Genomic DNA, 17,198 nt, shown 5'->3' with positions numbered 1-17,198 from the left:
GGACGGACACAGCGCGCGCCGCTGTAGTTACCGGTGCCATCTTCGCCGACGTAGCCGGTGTTGAAACCGACGGCCCACGCGCGGTCACCGTAGTGCGCGACCGACGAAGACGACCAATACCAAAAGATTTCACCGGTCATTTCATCCGGCCAATAAGCCCCACCCGATCCGGGACCCTCCCCGTATTCACAGCCTATACATGGATTGTTCCAGCAATCGGATTCAGTGCAGTCGTCAGTGACGTTACAAGCGCCGCCGGTCTCGGTCGCATCGCAGCCGCGGATCAGGGACCGCAGCTCGCTGATGGTCGGCAGCCGCCAATCATCGTGACCGTCAAAGCTCAAGTTAGCGCAGTAGGTCTTCGCTTCATCCCAGGACATGGAATCTTCCGACGGCGGATTCTGCCAGGTCAGATCGCCATCGTCATCGTCACCCGTATCGTCATCCCCGCTATCATCGTCTCCCGTATCGTCATCCCCGGTGTCGTCGTCGCCCGTATCATCGTCCCCTGTGTCGTCATCTCCGCCGCCGCTGCACGAGATCACCAGCCCCACGCCGAGGCATAACAGGGCCACAAGGGCCAAGAACATTAAGCGCTTCATCGATCCCTCCGGGTTAATGGTCTCTGACCATAAGCATTCGGTCAGCTAACGAACACAGCGCGCGTAGTAGTCGTAGTAGCCGGTGGAGTGGCTGCTGACGTAGCCGTAGTAGAAATAGACGCCCCACGCGTAGTTGTCGTAGCCCGCGACCGGCGAAGACGACCAATACCAACCGATTGGACCGGACATTCCATCCGGCCAATACGCCCCACCAGAACCGGGACCCTCCAGGTACCCGCAGCCATCGCAGGAATCATTCCGACAAGATGAGTCTAGGCAATCGTCCGTTACATTGCAGTCTCCTCCGGTCTCCGTGTAAACGCATCCGCGAATCAGGCTGCGCAGTTCCGAGATTGTCGGCAAGCGCCAATCGTCGTGGCCGTCGAAGCTCAAATCGTCGCAATAGGCCTTAGCTTCGGCCCAGGTCATCCCTTCGTCCGAAGGCGGATTCTGCAAAGTCAGATCTCCGGTGTCGTCGTCGCCTGTGTCATCGTCACCGGTGTCGTCATCGCCCGTATCATCATCGCCCGTATCATCGTCGTCATCCCCGCCGCCGCCGCTGCACGAGATAACCAGCCCCACGCTAAGGCACAGAACCGCCGCGAGCACCCAGAACAGCATCCGCTTCATCGTTCCCTCCGAAAAAGTATTCAGGATGAGCTTAAAATACACACGTCTACCTTTGCGGTGTCAAGGCTAAGTTACTTTTAGGTGAGAGCTGCCACCACCGCCTCGATGCACTTGCCCGAATGCTCAAACTCCTCGGTTTCCACGATCTCCCCGAACGCTCCCCTCAGCGGCGATCGGCTCTCGCGCCGATCTTCGAGATTTTCAGTTACGCCTTCGGCGCGTGTAAAATTACCAAATTACCAAAGGATCAAATTACCAATCTCACGGCTCGTGCTACGTAGCGGCCTACTTCGCAGAGTAGCATCGGCTAACGCACGCAACGCGCGTGGACGGCGATGTTGGCGAGGAGGGAGGTGGAGACGGAGCCGAAGATGAAACTGACGGTCCACGCGTAGTAGTCTTCGTCCGCGACCGGCGAAGACGACCAATACCAGCTTATTGCACCGGACATTCCATCCGGCCAATACGCCCCACCAGAACCGGGACCCTCCAGGAAATCGCAGCCAAAGCATGGATCGTTCCTGCAATCGGTCCAGCTCAGGCAATCGTCAGTGCCGTTACAGGCGCCACCGGTCCCTGTAGCGTCGCAGCCGCGAATCAGGGAACGCAATTCGCTGATCGTCGGCAGACGCCAGTCATCGTGACCGTCGAAGCTCAAATAGGCACAATAGGTTTTCGCTTCGTCCCACGTCATGCCATCGTTCGACGGCGGGTCCTGCCAAGTCAGATCTCCGGTGTCGTCATCGTCACCTGTGTCGTCGTCGTCGCCTCTATCGTCGTCGTCATCTCCGCCGCCGCCGCACAAGATAACCAGGCCCACACCCAGGCACAGCAGAGCCGCGAGGGCCAAGAACATTAAGCGCTTCATCGATCCCTCCATTTGTTATAAGATTAATTTTATATATATTTCTATCCTCCCCCCTGCAAAGTCAAGATCAGATTACCTCAGGCAGACAGACGTCGTGTTCCACGGGCAACAAAGCTGATCGATTGCGATGAACTGAATATCGTATCGAGATGTCGAGACCAGAGGTGTTGATCGAGGTGGCAAGGTGAGTAGTTTATGAAAACCCTGAGGCAATGCGCCGCTCGCCCTACACACAAAGATCGTTTTAACGATCTTTACCCCTTCTCTCCCCAAATGTTTCTACGCAGAATGGGTCGTGGTGCTACGACTGTGATTCTGCGCGAGCCATGCAGCAGCTCCAAGCTGCCGCGAGTATTGTGGCACCTACAAGGTGCCTGCGCGGAGAGGGTCGTGGCATTAAGACTATGGTCCTGCGCGAGACTTGCACCGACTCAAAGTCGGCTGCCGCGAGTTTTGCGGGCACCTCAAAGGTGCCAAGGATCGTTTTTATGATCTTTACCTCTTCTCCTCAGTCATTCGACGCGGAGTGGTTCGTAGCATTACGACCCCTTACTCCACGGTCAGCAGCCCCATGTTGCCCGGCTGGAATCCGTCGTTCGAGCCATCGCCCGTGTCGCAGTAGGTCCAGGAGTGCGCGTTGTTGGATGAGAAGCGGAACGCGTAGCCGTAGCTCCCCGCGCTGGCGCGGGTCAGGCCGCGCATGTACTCGGAGTTGTCCTCGGGCGCCAGTGACGAGCCGTTGAACTCGGCGTCGAACCAGTCGTAGTCAGCGGGCTGCGACTGCGGATCGCCACCCTGGCCCGAGGTGGGCCCCACGCCGATCTGCGCGCTGACCCATGGCGAGTTCACCTCGCGGCCGGTGATGCCCTCGATCCAGATTTGGCCGTAGATCGGGTCGCTCTCCACGTCGGGCGCAGTGCTGCGCGCCTGGGAACCTTCGACAATAACGCACCAGTCGACCTGTAGTTCGTCGCGCACTTCGAACAGGCCCAGGGCGCCCGCGTCGAATCCGGGGTCGGCCCCCTCGTCGCGGGTGTCGCAGTAGGTCCAGGTCTGGCCGCCGTCGCCGGAGAAGCGGTAGGCATAGGAGTATTGGCCCGCGGACTGGGCCGGGATCACGGCCATGTACTCGTCGTTGTTCTCGCCCTCTTTGGCCTCGTCGCCGGGCCAGTCCGTGTTGTACTCGGCCAGCTCCCAACCAAACTGCGTTGGGTCGGTCGAGGGATCGACGCCCGTGGGGCCGTAGCCCAACGCGCCGATCAGTTCGGCGCAGCGCTCGCCGCCCTCGGTGCAGCCCTCGACGTAGACCCGGCCGTAGATCGTGCCCGAGGGGAAATACTCATAGGCCACGTAGTTGTCCGGATGCTGGATGTTGCACCAGTCGATCTGTACCGGCTCGCCGCCGTAGCGAAAGCCGTTGACCAGCGATCCCGAGCCGCCGTCGGCATTGGTCAAAGTCACGCGCACCGCGCCCGCGGAATCAGCGGGCGGCGTGCTTACGCGCACCTCGTTGTCCGAGATGAACTCGAAGTCGGTCGCCTCAGAATCGCCGAAAGTCACGGACGCCTGGTCAATGAAGTTGCGTCCGAGCACCGCCACGGCCGTGCCGCCCTCGATCGGCCCGTAGGGCGGCTGCACCGCGAGCACCTTGACCGCGTCCGCGTCGTCGTCGTCATCGTCCGCGTCGTCGGACTGCGCGGCGTTGGTCTTGGTGTCGCAGGAGGCTGTCGGCAGCAGCGACCCGCACAGCGCCGCGATCAGCGCCAGCAGCAGCAGCGAGGTCCAGAGGTTGTTGCGTTGCATCGCTTCTTACTCCCAATGACTGTGCACGAAGTATCTTACTCCATGCTTATTGCGCTTGCCGCGCTCAGCCCTTGACGCCGCCCGCGGTCAGGCCGCCGACCAAATGGCGCTGCAATGCGAAGAACAGCGCCATCACCGGCAGCGAGACCAAAATCGCGCCCGCCGAGAACTTGCCCCAGTCCGCGCTGTAGTCGCCTACGTTGTGTTGCAGCATCACCGGCAGGGTGTAGGCCGTTTCTTTGGAGAGGAACGTCGCGGCCAGGATGAACTCGTTCCAGGCGGTCATGAACGAGAACAGCGCCGTGACCACCAGCGCGGGACGCGCCAGCGGCAGCACGATGCGCACGAAGATCGTCCACTGTCGCGCGCCGTCCATCAGCGCCGCCTCCTCCAGGTCGCGCGGGATCGTGTCGAAGTAGCCCTTGAGCATCCAGACGCAGAACGGCACCGCGGTGGTCGAGTAGACCAGCGCCAGGCCGAGCATCGAGTCGAGCAGATGCAGCCGGTCGAGCAGCAAATAGAGCGGGATCGCCATTACCACGCCGGGGAACATCTGCGTCACCAGCAGCATGGTCAGTCCCAATCGCCGTCCGGGGAACATGAAGCGGCTGAAGGCGTAGGCCGCGGTGGTGGCCAGCAGCAGGCCGATCAAGGTGGTCGCGCCCGCCACCACGATCGAGTTCATCGCCTGGCGCGGGAACAGCCAGCGGCCGTCCAGATCGCGGCTGTAGAGCAGCGCCTTAAAGTTATCGAGGCTGAACGTGGTGGGCAGCGGATTGGCCGAGAGCGCCATCTCCTGGGACGGGGTCAGCGCCATCTTGACCACCCACAGCACCGGGTAGAGCACTGCCACGCAGATCAGCACCAGGCCCAGATGCGTGGCCACCAGCCGCAGGGTGTTGCGGTTGTTCATCCCTCGGCCCTGCCCAGCACCCGCCGCGTGCCCGCGCCGTAGCACAGCAGCGCCAGGAAGATCAGCGTGGCGTAGGCCGCGGCGTAGCCGTACTGCACCTGGCGGTCGAACGCCCAGCGATAGGCCTCGGTGATTAAAATCTCCGACGCACCGTCGGGCTCGCCGCCGGAGACCAGGTAGATGATGTTGAACATGTTGAAGGTCCAAACGCTGCCCAGCACGATCGCCGGGACCAGCGCCGGCCGCAGCAGCGGCATGGTGATGTGACGGAAGCGCGTGAGCTTGGTCGCGCCATCGACTTCAGCCGCCTCCTCCAGGTCGCGCGGGATCGATTCCAGCGCCCCGAGGCAGACCACCATCATGAACGGGAACCCAAGCCAGGTGTTGGTGCACAGGTTGGCGGCGAACGCGGTCCAGAAGTGCGAGAACCAGCTGGGCTCCCAGCCGAAGTGGCTGAGGATGCCGTTGATCGCGCCGAACTGCTTGTGGAACATCCCTTTCCACATCAGCGCGGTGATGTAGTTGGGCACGGCCCAGGGGATGATCAGCAGTACGCGGTAAACCCCGCGCAGCTTAAGCAGCGGATCGCGCAGCAGCAGGGCCAGACCCAGGCCGATGCTAACGTGCAGCGCCACGTTGGCCGCGGTCCAGAGCACGGTCACGGCCAGGGTGAAGTAGAAGCTCAGCGGGTCGGAGATCGCGTAGTCGCGGCTGGAGAGGATGTTGGTGAAATTGGCCAGGCCGACAAAGGTGAACGCGCCCTCGCGGTGGCTGAAGAAGGCGACTGCCGTGCCCACGGCGAACGGGATGAACACCAACAGCAGCAGCGCAAACGCCGCTGGCAGCAGATAGCCGTAGGCTGAGCGCTCCTGCATCGCTTCCGACAGCGCGTTGCTCGATCGCGCGCGCACGACCAGCAGTATCAAGCCGATCAATGCCAGCAACGCCAGCACCAGTAAATAGGGCAGGGGGCTGCGCGCGGGAGGCGGCTCGCGGGTGTAGATTTTCACCAAGTGCTGGGCCGAGGCCAGGGCCTGCTCGGGCGTGGCCGAGCCGCGCAGCACCTGGCGCAACGCCTGGGCCGCGGGCTCCCAGACCATGCGCATCAGCGGCGAGTTGGGCATCGGCCGCGCCTGTTGCATCTGCCGGGCGAATCCCAGCAGCGCCGGGTCGAGCGCCACGCTCGGATCGTCGTACAGCGGTGCATAGGCTACCAGTTGGTTGCCCTGCAGCGCGCGCACCCGCGCGCCCTCGGGTCCGGCCAAGAAGGCGGCGAAGCGCAGCGCCGCGTCGGGATCGTCGGCTCCGGCTGCGAGGAGCAGCGCCTCGACAGTCATGTACGGTTCGGCCGCCAGTCCCGTGGCCGAGACCGTGGGCAGCGGGCTGACGGCCAACAATTCGCGGTCCTCGACCTGTCCTAAAAACCACGGGCCGTTGATGGTCATGGCGGCCAGGCCGGAGTTGAACAGTTGGGCCACCAGCGTGCCGTTGGGCTCCTCGGGAATATAGCCCGCGCTGATGAGCTGCTCGAGGAAGCGTAGCGACGCCGCGTTCTGCACTGAGTCGAGTTCGATCTCGCCGCGTTCGTTGAACGCCCCGCCGCCGAATCCGTGCAGCCAACCTGAATGGTGGTAGAAGCTGCCCGCCTCGTAGGCCAGGCCGAAGATTTCGGGCTGCTGTGTCTTGAGCTGCGCCAGCATTGCCAGCAGCTCGTCGGTTGTCTGCGGCGCGTTGGGCGCCAGCGCGATGTTGCGGATCAGCGCCACGCACTTGGAGCTCAGCGGCAGGCCGTAGAGTTTATCTTCATAGCGCAGGGCCTGGACCGTGGCCGGGATGAACTGCCCGAGGGAGCCTTGGTCCAGGCGCTCGTCCAGGGGCTGTATCAGGCCCGAGGCGGCCCAGTCGCCGATGCGTTCGTGAGCGAAAATGAACAGGTCCGGGCCGTGGCCGCGCGGGATCGCCGAGCTGAGTTTGTTGGCGTAGGCCTCGTAGGGCACCGACTCGGGGCGCACCAAATCTTCCGGGTGCGCCGCGTTCCACTCAAGAACGATGCTTTCCAGCGCGTCGCGCTCAGCGCCGTAGTACGAATGCCAGAGGGTAATCGGCGCGGCCCAGGCCGCTGTGGGCAGCAGCAACAGCAGCGCGATTAGCGCCAGCCGTCTCATGCGCGGAGCAGCGCGTCCCCGCTCGCGGGGTCGAAAAGGTGCAGCGCTCCGGAATTGGGCGCCACGCGAAGGCGCGAGCCGGGAGCGATGCCCGCAGCCTCTTTGGCGGGGAGCTGGAGCACGGCGGCTAACCCTTGGCCGAGCAGGCCGTGGATCTGCACGTCCCACCCCACGGTTTCGACCACCTCAACCTCAAACGGCATGCTCATGCCCTCAGCGTCGCCTTCGCTGCACAGCGCCAGGTCGTGGGGCCGCACACCGAGCTCGAGTTCGCCAAGGCGCGCTCCCTGGGGAGCGGGCATGGACCAGCCCGCGCCGCGCAGCATGCCGTTGTCGCAGCAACAGGGCCAGACGTTCATCTGCGGCGAGCCGATGAACTGCGCCGTAAAGCGGTTGGACGGACGCTCGTAAAGATCGAGCGGCGAGCCGACCTGCTGCAAGCGGCCGCGATCGAGCAGGGCCACGCGGTCGGCGAGAGTCATGGCCTCGACCTGGTCGTGGGTCACGTAGATCATGGTCGTGGCCAGTTGTTGGTGCAGCCGCCGCAGTTCCACGAGCATCTGGCCGCGCAGCGCCGGGTCGAGGTTGGACAGCGGCTCGTCGAACAAAAACACCTGCGGTCGGCGCACGATGGCCCGGCCCACAGCCACGCGCTGGCGTTGGCCGCCGGAGAGTTCCTTGGGCAGACGGTCGAGCAGCGGGGTCAGACCGAGCATCTCGGCGGCGCGCTCGACTTCGGCCTCGGCCTGCTCGCGCGGGATTTTGCGCACGTCCAAGCCGAAGCGCATGTTGCGCCGAACGCTCATGTGCGGGTAGAGCGCGTAGGATTGGAAAACCATTGCCACGTCGCGGTAGCGCGGAGCCAGCTCGTTGACGCGGCGGCCGTTGATGCTGATCGTGCCCGCGCTGGGTTTCTCGAGCCCGGCCACAAGCCGCAGCAGGGTCGACTTGCCGCAGCCGCTGGGGCCCACCAGCACCACGAACTCGCCGTCCTCAATCTGTAGATCGATCGAGGTCAGCACCTCGACCTCGCCGAAGCGCTTGGCAATCTGTTCGAGTTTGACGTCGGCCATGGTTCAGTCGGCGATCAAAATTTTAGCGCCGCGCGCCGGAACAGTGATCCGCAGTTTGCCCTCATCGCCCACCACGAACTCGTCGGCCGCGTCCGCGTCGGGCCAGACGTTGACCAGCACCGTGCCCGCGTTGAACGAGGTCTGCATGTCATCGCCCTCAAAGTCCGTGGCCGAGGTCTGGGATGAATGGTCGTCGGAGAAGTTGAGCACCACCAGCACCGCCTGGCCGTCGTACACGCGCTCAAAGGCGAAGATTCCGGCGTCCTGCTCTGAGCCGTTGCGCTCGGTGGACCAGCGGATGCGTAAATCGCCGCGACGTAGCGGAGCCAGCTCGCGTCTGATCTGTGCAAGCTTGCGGATCACGCGGAAGGTCTCGCCGCCGGTTGAGTAGCCGCTGCTCCACAGGTCCTCGCGGTTGGACGGGTCGTTGCCGCCCTCGAACTGCTGCTCCGTGCCGTAGTAGACGCAGGGGATGCCCTGCATGCTGAAGATGTAGATCAACGCCTGGTGCAGCGCCGAGGTGTTGGGGAAGCCGTAAAGGAAACGCGGTAGGTCGTGGTTGTCGATGAAGTTGATCAGCAGTTGCTCGGCGATCAAGCCGTCGCCGTAGGAGTCGGTCGGGCCGCGGGGATTGGGCACGCCCGAGTAGTGCTCGCCGCGCTGATCGAGCAGGCTCTCGATTTCGCTGGTGGGGTTGCCGCCCTTGATCACGCCGTCGATTACCGTGAACTTCTGGCTGAAGTAGAAGACCGAGTCGACCTCCTCGTTGAAGGTGTACGAGCCGATCAGCTCGTCGTCGCCGTCGAACGCCTCGCCGAACATCAGGAAATTGCGCTTGCCCATCCGCGCCGCGCGCCGCCGGACGTTGGGGCAGAACACCTGCCAGAAGCCGTGCTCAACGTGCTTGAGCGTGTCGATGCGGAACCCGTCGAGATCAGCCTTGGCGATCCAGTCGCTGAAGGCGTTGACCAGCGCCAGACGCACGTCGGGGTGGCTCGTGTTGAGGTCCTTGAGCCCGCCGGGGAAGTCGCCGCGCACCACCTGGTCGAAGTCGTTCCAGTCGATCACCCGGCCGCAGCGGTTGTACCAGTTGGGATTCTGGAAGCCCGATGGCTGGGGCGGCACGCGGTTGATGTCCGGCTGGTAGACGAAGATCGTCGGCGCCAAACCGGACTCGCCCATCGAGGTGTAGGCGTGGATTCCGCGCGGATCCCAATCCGGGTCCCACTCGCTGACGCGCGTCAGGTCCGAGCCGCTGCCCGAGCCGTAGAGCGTCTCGTCGGGCCGACCGTTGAGGTTGATGTCGTAGTAGAAAAGCTGGCCGATGTGGTTGACCACGATGTCGAGGATCACGTTGATCCCGCGTGCGTGGCATTCGTCGACCATCTGGCGCAGCTTGGCCAGGTCGCCGAAGTGCGGATTGACCTGGGTGAAGTCCTGGGTCCAATAGCCGTGGTACGAGGAGACCCCGGCGTCCTCCTCGACGTTTTTCACAACCGGCGTGATCCACAGCGTGGTCACACCCAGCTCCTGGATGTAGTCCAGGCGGTCGATCACCCCCTGCCAGTCGCCGCCGTGGTACGCGGCCGGTGCGTAGGGGTTGACGTTGTAGTTGTTGTTCGGGTCGCCGTCGGCGAAACGGTCGACCATCAGCTGGTAGATCACCTCGTCGCGCCAATCATCGACGTGGGTCGAAACATCCCAATCCTCGGTCACCGGCGAGAGGTCGGGGCAGGCGCACAGCAGCAGCGCAACCGCGGCCAATCCGGCGATCAGGGTCAGGCGCAAACGAATATTGCTCATCGGCTCAGTCCTTGTGTTGGACGATCCGAAAGGCGCGCACGCGATAGGGATCGAGGGTCAGCTCAATACCGAGGTCCGCGGCGCGGCGGCTTTCGATGGTCGGCTCGTCGGCCAGCTCGTCGAGCTGGTCGGTGAAGGTCAGCGTGCCCTGCTGCTCGTCGAACCCCATGAACTGCAACGCCTGCTGCGGCAGCTTGAGGTTGAAGGCGTGGGTCTGGTCCGAGAGGTTGACCACGATCAGGTAGCTCTCGGAGCGTTGCGGTAGGTAACGCAGATAGGAGTAGACCCACTGGCCTGATCCGCCGTAGCGCCAGTCGTCCTTGTTGCTGTTTTGCAGCGAGTAGAAGCTGCCCTGCACGAACACCGGACGCGCGGCGAGCTCGATCAGCGCGGCGTAGTCCGCGCGCAGATCGCGGTGCTGCCCATCCAGGCCGCCGCCGTCAAAGGCGAAGTTGTTGACCCAGGCCGCGACCTGCGGCATGGACCAATAGTCGAAGATCGTGGTCCGGCCGTCCTCGCCCGAGAAACCCTCGACGCCCGCGCCGGGCTCGCCCACGGCCTGGCCGTTGTAGAGTAGCAGCGGGCCTTGGGCCTGTAAAAAGAGCAGGGCGCTGATCGCGAACCCGGCCTCGATCGAGCCTGCGCCCGAGTCGTCGGGATTCTCGCCGCTCACCAGGTCCGAGGCCAGCCGCCGCTCGTCGTGGTTCTCGGCATAGCGCACCACGCGCGGCGCGAGGAAGTCGTCGGGCCACTGCTCGTCGAGGTCGTTGGCCCACTTGCCGCAGCACAGTACGCCCTTGGTCGTGTCGTAGCCGCTATCGTCGTAGATCGCGTCGAACCCGCTCTTGATTATCTCGGTGAACGAGAAGCCGGGCACAGCGTCGGATGAGTTGTAGGCCTCGGCAAAGAAAAAGACGTCCGAATCACGTGCCCGGGCGCGTTCAATCAACCAGGTCCAGAACTCTAGTGGAACGTAGTGCGCGAAGTCGCAGCGGAAGCCGTCGATTCCCAGGCCCTGCCAATAGGCGACGATCGCGTCGAGCTTGAGCCAGGTGTCGGGGGTCGGCTCGTAGAGGTACGAGCCATCGACGAAGTTGTAGCCGTAGTTGAGCTTGATTGTCTCGTACCAGTCGTACTCGCTGAGAGTCGGCGAGGTCTGGTTGTTGCCCGTGACTTTCGGCACGTCGTTCGGCGGATCGCCGTCGTTGTTCTCGAGATCGAAGGTGCCATCGGCCCCCGGCGGCCGCTCCCAGTTTGAGGGTTCGGGGATCGAGAGAGCCTGGCCCGGCGGATCGACCAGGTAGAAGAAATTGTTTTGCTGGCCGAAGAACAGCGAGCGCTCGTCCCCCGCGCCGAAGTCGAGGTCCGACCGCACGTCCGAGGCGTAGGAGCGCGCCACGTGGTTGGGCACCAGGTCGATCACCACCCGCATTCCGTGGTCGTGCACGCGCTCGATCAGATCCTCGAACTCGCCAATCCGGTTCTCCGGGTCCAGGGCGTAATCCGGGCAGACGTCGAAGTAGTCCTTGATTGCGTAGAAGCTGCCTGCCTTGCCCTTGAGGATGTCCGGGTCGTCCGCGGGCTGGGGCGAGCTCAGGGTCGAGTAGTCGGTGTTGCTGGCCTGCTGCAGCACGCCCATCAGCCACAGGTGGGTCACGCCCAAATCGGACAGCGATTGCAGAGCAGTATCGTCGATCGACTCGAAGCGCCCCACGCCGTTGGTCAGGATGTCGCCGTCGGTTTCCGGATTTTGCGTGACGTTGCCGAACAGCCGCACCACCAGCTCGTAGATCACCACACGCTCGCCCGCATCGTCATCGTCGCCAAAGTCGTCGTCAGCGTCCGGGTCGTTGCTTTCGTACGGCTTGCACCCCGCGGTGCAAAGCAGCGCCAGGCACAGCAGCGCGATCAGCGGTAGCTGGAGTCGAACCACCACTCAACCCCCAGGCCGATGAAGTGTTGCAGCTCGTCGTTGCGGCGCGTGTCGCCCTCGGGGAAACGTCGGCGCGCGGCGGAGTTGAGCTTGCTTAAGGTGTAGACCAGGCGGAACTGCGGCCTCGCGTAGTTGCCGCGATCCCAGCTTAAAAGCTCGAGCACGCTCAGCTGCCAGACCTCGGGCACCTCCTGCTCGTCCGTGGACGGGTCCAGGCCGAACGGGTAGTGCTGCTGATAGCTGATCTCGAGCCCCTGATGAAAATGATCGGTGATGTAGACGATCGGCCTCAGCACGGCCACGCCCTCCCAGTAGTCGTCGATGTCGAACTCGTTGGGGTCGGCGTCCTCAAAGCGCCGCGCCTCGGCCCCGAGCATCACCCCCACCCAGCGGCTCTCCCAGTTGCCCGAGAGCGCCAGCGTCAGCTCGGACGCGCCGCGGGTCTTGCCGTTGGTGTTCAGGCCCCAGGGCACGCCCCACTCGCCGTAGGCCGCCAGGTCCGCGGCGTAGGCCACGAAGAGCTTGATAAAGCCTTGCGGCGGGATGCCAATCAGGCTCACCTCGCCGCCGAGCTTGTACCCGCTCTCCTGGGGCAGCTTGTCCTTGATATCCTCCGGGTCGTAATCCGGCACCTGGTCCTCGATCAGCTCGGGCGGAATGCGCTCGCCCTGGGGCAGGCGGTGAAACTCGCCGTAGAGCACGAAGTCCATGCCAAGCGGTGCGGGCAGGGCGCTGAGGCGGTAGGCGCTGCGCAGGCTGTAGATCCAGCGCTGGCGGTCGAGGATTGTGTATTCGGAGCTGCCGAAGCCCGCGTTGGGAATCTCGATCGTCTGCAACTGGTAGTCGTTGTTCAGTCGGTTGACGCCCATGTGCGCGCGCAGGTCCAGCCCCCAGTCGGCGAATCCCACGCCGCCGCCGATGGTGTTGAGGTTGTCCAGCGGCCAGCAATCCAGAAGGTACACGTCGTCGCCGCGATACATCCGGCTGCCGACCCACAGGCTCAGGCGCGGCAGGAACTGCGAGGCCTCGGCGTAGAGGTTGCGCACGGCAAGGTACTGCTGCGCGTCCCCCGAGTAATGGTAGAACGGCTCGAACAGCGCCAGGGTGAATTGCAAATCCACAGCCAGATCGGGACGGGCCAGGCCGTAGCCGAAGTCGAGCTCAACGTAACTCTCCTCGGCCAGGCGCGGGCCGTGGCTGACCACGTTGATCTCGCGTCCGGGGTGGCCGTCGAGGTCCGAAGTGAACTGCACCCGGCCGTAGGAGCCGAAGTGGAACCCGCGTCCCAGCCCGTTGGGGTCCGCGTCTTGGGCCACGACGGCCGTGAGCGGCAGCATCAGCAACAGGGCGAACAGGCTGCGCATCGGGAGTCGGCCGCTGATTATCGATCTTCGTAAATATTTCATATCAAATGCAAAAAGAGGGGCCTGGAAAGATCACACGATTCATAGCAGAGGGCTTGATAGCTGTCAATTTGTGGCACCGGGAAATGAATGAGCCCCCATTCATTTTAGGTTGCGCCTGCCGGGGCTCTCTGCTAAACTCCGTTGGGTTGACTGTTCAGTCAGACATCGTAATTATCATCAACCGCCGTACCTATTTCTGAGGAGGAAGCGGGCATGCCTTTCACGATTGAAGAACGTGATGTCAACTTTGTGCTCTTTGAGCAGTTGGGCATCGAAGACCTGTGTGGGACCGAGAAATTCGCCGATTTCGAGGTCGATGATTTTAAGATGATCCTCGAGGAGGCCGGCAAGGTTTCCAAGAACCTGCTCGCGCCGCTCAACGAGGACTCCGACCGTATCGGTTGCAAAATCGAGGACGGCCAGGTTTACATGCCGCCGGGATTCAAAGAGGCCTACGAGCAATACCGCGAGGGCGGCTGGATCGGCATGACCCACAACCCTGAGTTCGGCGGACAGGGCCTGCCCAACGTAATCGGAGTGGCCTGCTCCGAGCGTTTCCTCGCCGGCTGCACCGCGTTCTCGATGACCCCGGGCCTGACCAACTCCGCGGCCCATGTGATCGAGACTCACGGCACCGACTGGATGAAGAATACCTTCTGCGAAAATATGTACACCGGCAAGTGGGCGGGCACGATGTGCCTCACCGAGTCCGGCGCCGGATCGGCAGTGGGCGACACCAAGACCACAGCCAAGAAGGTCGAGGGGTCCGACCTCTGGAAGATCACCGGCACCAAGACCTTCATCTCCTCGGGCGATCACGACCTGACCGAGAACATCATCCACTTGGTGCTGGCTCGCACGCCCGGCGCCCCCTCGGGCATCAAGGGCATCAGCCTGTTCCTGATCCCCAAGAACAAAGTCGATGAGAACGGCGCGGTCGGCGGCTCCAACGACGTCAACGTGACCAACATCGAGCACAAGATGGGCATCAACGGCTCATCCACCTGTACGTTGAACTTCGGCGACAACAACGATTGCGAAGGCTGGCTGATCGGTGAGGAGTTCGCCGGGATCAAGTACATGTTCCTGATGATGAACGAAGCCCGCATCGGCGTTGGCATGATGGGAATGTCCCTGGCCGCGGCCTCCTACCGCGAGGCGCTGGACTACGCCCGGGAGCGCATCCAGGGCACCGACATCCGCGACATGAAGGACGCCGACGCCGCGCGCGTGCCGATCATCGTTCACCCCGACATCAAGCGCATGCTTCTGACCATGAAGGCCTACTCCGAGGGCTGCCGCGCACTGCTGTTCGAGTGCGCCTACTTCGGAGACAAGTTCGAGACCAGCGGCGACGACAAGTACAAGGGCTTCGTCGAGCTGCTGACCCCGATCTGCAAGGCCTACTCCACCGACCAGGGCTTCACCACCTGTTCGCTGGGCGTGCAGGTTCTCGGCGGATACGGCTACTGCCAGGAGTACCCGCTGGAGCAGCACATGCGCGACCAGCGCATCAACTCGATCTACGAAGGCACCAACGGCATCCAGGCCCTGGACCTGATCGGCCGCAAGGTCGGCGCCAAGGGCGGCATGCTGCTGATGAACTACCTGATGGATCTGGCCACGTTCATCGACGGCAACAGCGACGACGAGCTGCTGGGCAAGTACGTCACCTCCCTGGGCGGCTATCGCGACAAGCTGGCCGAGGTCACGATGAACTTCGGCATGATGCGCGACGACCAGCTCTACCCGGTGAGCCACGCCACGCCGTATCTCAAGCTGTTCGGCAACGTGGTGATCGCCGCTCTGCTGCTAAAGCAGGCCAAGATCGCCGCTGAGAAGCTGGCGGCCAAAGAGGCTGACGCGACCAAGTGGGCCGCACTGGCCGAGTCCGACGACGAGGTCAAGTTCTACCTGGGTAAGGTCGAGACCGCCAAGTTCTTCACCACCCAGCTGCTGCCCGAGAACATCGGTCTGGCCGACTCCATGGCCAGCGGCGACCGCAGCGTGATCGAGGTCGTGCTCTAGCAACTGCAATCAGTTATCGACTACAAGGGCCGCCCAAATGGGCGGCCCTTTTTTTAAGCCTCAAAGGTGCCGATCTTTACTTCGCCGGGCCGAAGCGCGCGGCCGAGCAGTCGTTGACACTGTAGGAGTAGTGACGCTGGGTGCAGAGCAGCATTGCCTCGTAGGTCAGCGCTCGACTGCCATATAGAAAAAACTTTTTGGCGAACAGCAATCCGGATTGGTAGCCCTCGCCCTTGAGGCGCGCCACGTTGGCGTCGGTCACCCACAACTCCTGCAGGTTCAGCTGGTCAATGCCCACCCGCTCGAAGTCGGCCAACGCCGCGAGCAGCGGCTCGCGTTGCTGCGGGTAGGAGGGCACCTCGACCACCACGCGCTTGAAGCGCCTGCGGGCCTGGCCCACCTGGTCGATCACCACCGGGTCGTAGTCGGAGGCCGCCACGTTGAAGCGCAGCTCGTCGATGCGCATCTTGGCCAGACGGTCCAACGTGCGGTCGTCGGCCAGCAGCCCGTTGGTGTAGACCCAGACGTAGAGCCCGGGCTTGAGTTTGCGCATGCGCGGGATCAGCAGTTCAAGGGCGTCGATATACAGCAGCGGCTCGCCGCCGGTGAACGCCACGCCCTCGATCCGGTCCAGGTGGCGCTCGAACTCTTGCCACTGGGTCTGACGCAACTCGACCCCGTCGTCGGGCGCGTTCGCTTTAAGGGTTTGGAGAAAGCAGAAGTCGCAGCTCGCGTTGCAGCGCATGCCCAGCCGGAACGACATGTAGGCTTGCCTGATGCAGATCCGGCAGCTGGGGACCAGCGGCCCGCTGCTGTACGCCTGATTCGTACCGTGGGTGCGCAGCATCGGTACTTTGGCGCGCAGCGTTTCGATCTGGGCCTCGACCTCGCGCAGGGTGCGATTGAATTCCATGGCCGCAGATTGTATACCCCACGCCGACCGTCGGCAGTAATCCTCGGCGTCCTTGACCATCAATAAAGCGGTTTCATATGATGCGAGCAGTAGTCGACAAACAGCGGAGGCCGCAGATGAGTGTACCGTTTCCGTACAAACGAGTGATCAAGCGCGCCTGGGAGATTACCTGGAAGCACAAGTATCTCTGGTTTTTCGGCTTCTTCTCCTACGGCGGTTCGGGCGGCTGCAACGGCGGCTTCAACATGCCGATGGATCAATCGAGCATGGGCTCGCTCAACGAGTTTGAGATCGCGTTAATGATCGGCGTGGGCGCGCTGGTGCTGCTCTTCGCCATTACCGCGCTAATTCTCAGCTGGGTCTGCACCGGCGGGCTGGTCGACCGCGTGCGGCACATTGCCGCGGGCAACAGCAGCAGCTTCGGCGAGACCTGGCAGGCGGGCAAGACGTACTTCGGCCGCATCTTCCGGCTGTGGCTGCTGGTGCTGGCGCTGGTGCTGTGTTTCATGCTGCTGATCGGACTGTGCGTCGGAATCGGCGCGGCCCTCTACTTCACAATCAACGAGGTGCTGGGGATCGTAATCGGCGCGCTGATCGGGCTGATGGTTATGTTTGCGTTCATGGCGACAATGGTTCTGCTGATGCCGATCATGGCCTGGGGTCTGCGTTTCATCGTGCTTGAGGACATGCAGGTGATCCCGGGACTCAAGGCCGGTTGGGGGCTGACCAAACGCAAGCCCGGCCCCACGGTGCTCAACATCTTAATTATGATCGGCTTCGGCATGGGATTCGCCGTGGCCTCGATGATCGTGCTCTGCCCGTTCATGATCGGCGCGATCGCCCTGATGGTCGGCACCCAGAGCTACCTGTCGTTCCTGGTGATGCTGCCCGGAATGGTGTTGCTCTTCCCCTTGATCGCCGGGTTTAAAACCTATTCGTCGAGCTTTTACACTTTGGCGTTCATGGAGCTGCGCAACATCGAACACCTTGAGGTGGAACAGACTGTAATCGCCACGGAGCAGCCGCTGCCCGAGCCCGTGGGCTGAGCATTCCGCGAAGTC

At 63.0% G+C, this 17,198-nt stretch carries 13 protein-coding genes; 2 read left to right on the top strand and 11 right to left on the bottom strand.

Annotation, left to right across the window (positions count from 1 at the left end):
* The 10 genes from P9M14_18770 to P9M14_18725 all read right to left on the bottom strand — a co-directional run.
* A partial coding sequence (locus P9M14_18770) for a DUF1566 domain-containing protein (protein MDP8257794.1) occupies positions 1–602 on the bottom strand: 602 nt, incomplete at its 3' end.
* A 45-nt stretch (positions 603–647) separates the two neighbouring features.
* Positions 648–1,232 carry a DUF1566 domain-containing protein gene (locus P9M14_18765; protein MDP8257793.1) on the bottom strand — a complete coding sequence of 195 codons (585 nt, stop codon included), beginning with the start codon at positions 1,230–1,232 and terminating at the stop codon, positions 648–650.
* Positions 1,233–1,539: 307 nt separating this feature from the next.
* A complete protein-coding gene (locus P9M14_18760; protein ID MDP8257792.1) occupies positions 1,540–2,100 on the bottom strand; it encodes a DUF1566 domain-containing protein in 561 nt (186 codons plus the stop codon).
* A 549-nt stretch (positions 2,101–2,649) separates the two neighbouring features.
* Positions 2,650–3,903 (bottom strand): IPT/TIG domain-containing protein, encoded by a 1,254-nt coding sequence (locus P9M14_18755; GenBank protein MDP8257791.1) that lies wholly within the window; start codon positions 3,901–3,903, stop codon positions 2,650–2,652.
* A gap of 64 nt (positions 3,904–3,967) precedes the next feature.
* Complete coding sequence (locus P9M14_18750) at positions 3,968–4,816, bottom strand: sugar ABC transporter permease (GenBank protein ID MDP8257790.1); 849 nt, start codon at positions 4,814–4,816, stop codon at positions 3,968–3,970.
* Complete coding sequence (locus P9M14_18745) at positions 4,813–6,981, bottom strand: extracellular solute-binding protein (GenBank protein MDP8257789.1); 2,169 nt, start codon at positions 6,979–6,981, stop codon at positions 4,813–4,815. Before P9M14_18745 ends, P9M14_18750 begins: the two co-directional genes overlap by 4 nt.
* Positions 6,978–8,054: an ABC transporter ATP-binding protein gene (locus P9M14_18740; GenBank protein MDP8257788.1), complete on the bottom strand. Its 1,077-nt coding sequence runs from the start codon at positions 8,052–8,054 to the stop codon at positions 6,978–6,980. The genes P9M14_18745 and P9M14_18740 overlap by 4 nt, the downstream gene beginning before the upstream one ends.
* A 3-nt stretch (positions 8,055–8,057) precedes the next feature.
* Positions 8,058–9,857 carry an alpha-amylase family glycosyl hydrolase gene (locus tag P9M14_18735; protein MDP8257787.1) on the bottom strand — a complete coding sequence of 600 codons (1,800 nt, stop codon included), beginning with the start codon at positions 9,855–9,857 and terminating at the stop codon, positions 8,058–8,060.
* 4 nt (positions 9,858–9,861) lie between these two features.
* Positions 9,862–11,793: an alpha-amylase family glycosyl hydrolase gene (locus P9M14_18730; GenBank protein ID MDP8257786.1), complete on the bottom strand. Its 1,932-nt coding sequence runs from the start codon at positions 11,791–11,793 to the stop codon at positions 9,862–9,864.
* Complete coding sequence (locus tag P9M14_18725) at positions 11,766–13,154, bottom strand: carbohydrate porin (protein MDP8257785.1); 1,389 nt, start codon at positions 13,152–13,154, stop codon at positions 11,766–11,768. The genes P9M14_18730 and P9M14_18725 overlap by 28 nt, the downstream gene beginning before the upstream one ends.
* Before the next feature lie 255 nt (positions 13,155–13,409).
* On the opposite strand from P9M14_18725, the gene P9M14_18720 reads away from it, so the two are divergent.
* The gene (locus P9M14_18720) at positions 13,410–15,224 is read left to right on the top strand and encodes an acyl-CoA dehydrogenase (protein MDP8257784.1); all 1,815 of its coding nucleotides are present in this window, start codon (positions 13,410–13,412) and stop codon (positions 15,222–15,224) included.
* Positions 15,225–15,300: 76 nt separating this feature from the next.
* On the opposite strand, the gene P9M14_18715 is transcribed toward P9M14_18720, so the two are convergent.
* The gene (locus tag P9M14_18715) at positions 15,301–16,137 is read right to left on the bottom strand and encodes a radical SAM protein (protein MDP8257783.1); all 837 of its coding nucleotides are present in this window, start codon (positions 16,135–16,137) and stop codon (positions 15,301–15,303) included.
* A 116-nt stretch (positions 16,138–16,253) separates the two neighbouring features.
* Here P9M14_18715 and P9M14_18710 point away from each other — a divergent pair, with 116 nt between their 5' ends.
* Positions 16,254–17,183: a hypothetical protein gene (locus tag P9M14_18710; GenBank protein ID MDP8257782.1), complete on the top strand. Its 930-nt coding sequence runs from the start codon at positions 16,254–16,256 to the stop codon at positions 17,181–17,183.
* Positions 17,184–17,198 lie beyond the last annotated feature (15 nt).

The sequence above is a fragment of the Candidatus Alcyoniella australis genome, from assembly GCA_030765605.1.
GTDB lineage: Bacteria > Lernaellota > Lernaellaia > JAVCCG01 > Alcyoniellaceae > Alcyoniella > Alcyoniella australis.
The sequence above is the reverse complement of the archived record's forward strand: the minus strand, read 5'-3'. Positions and strand labels throughout refer to the sequence as shown.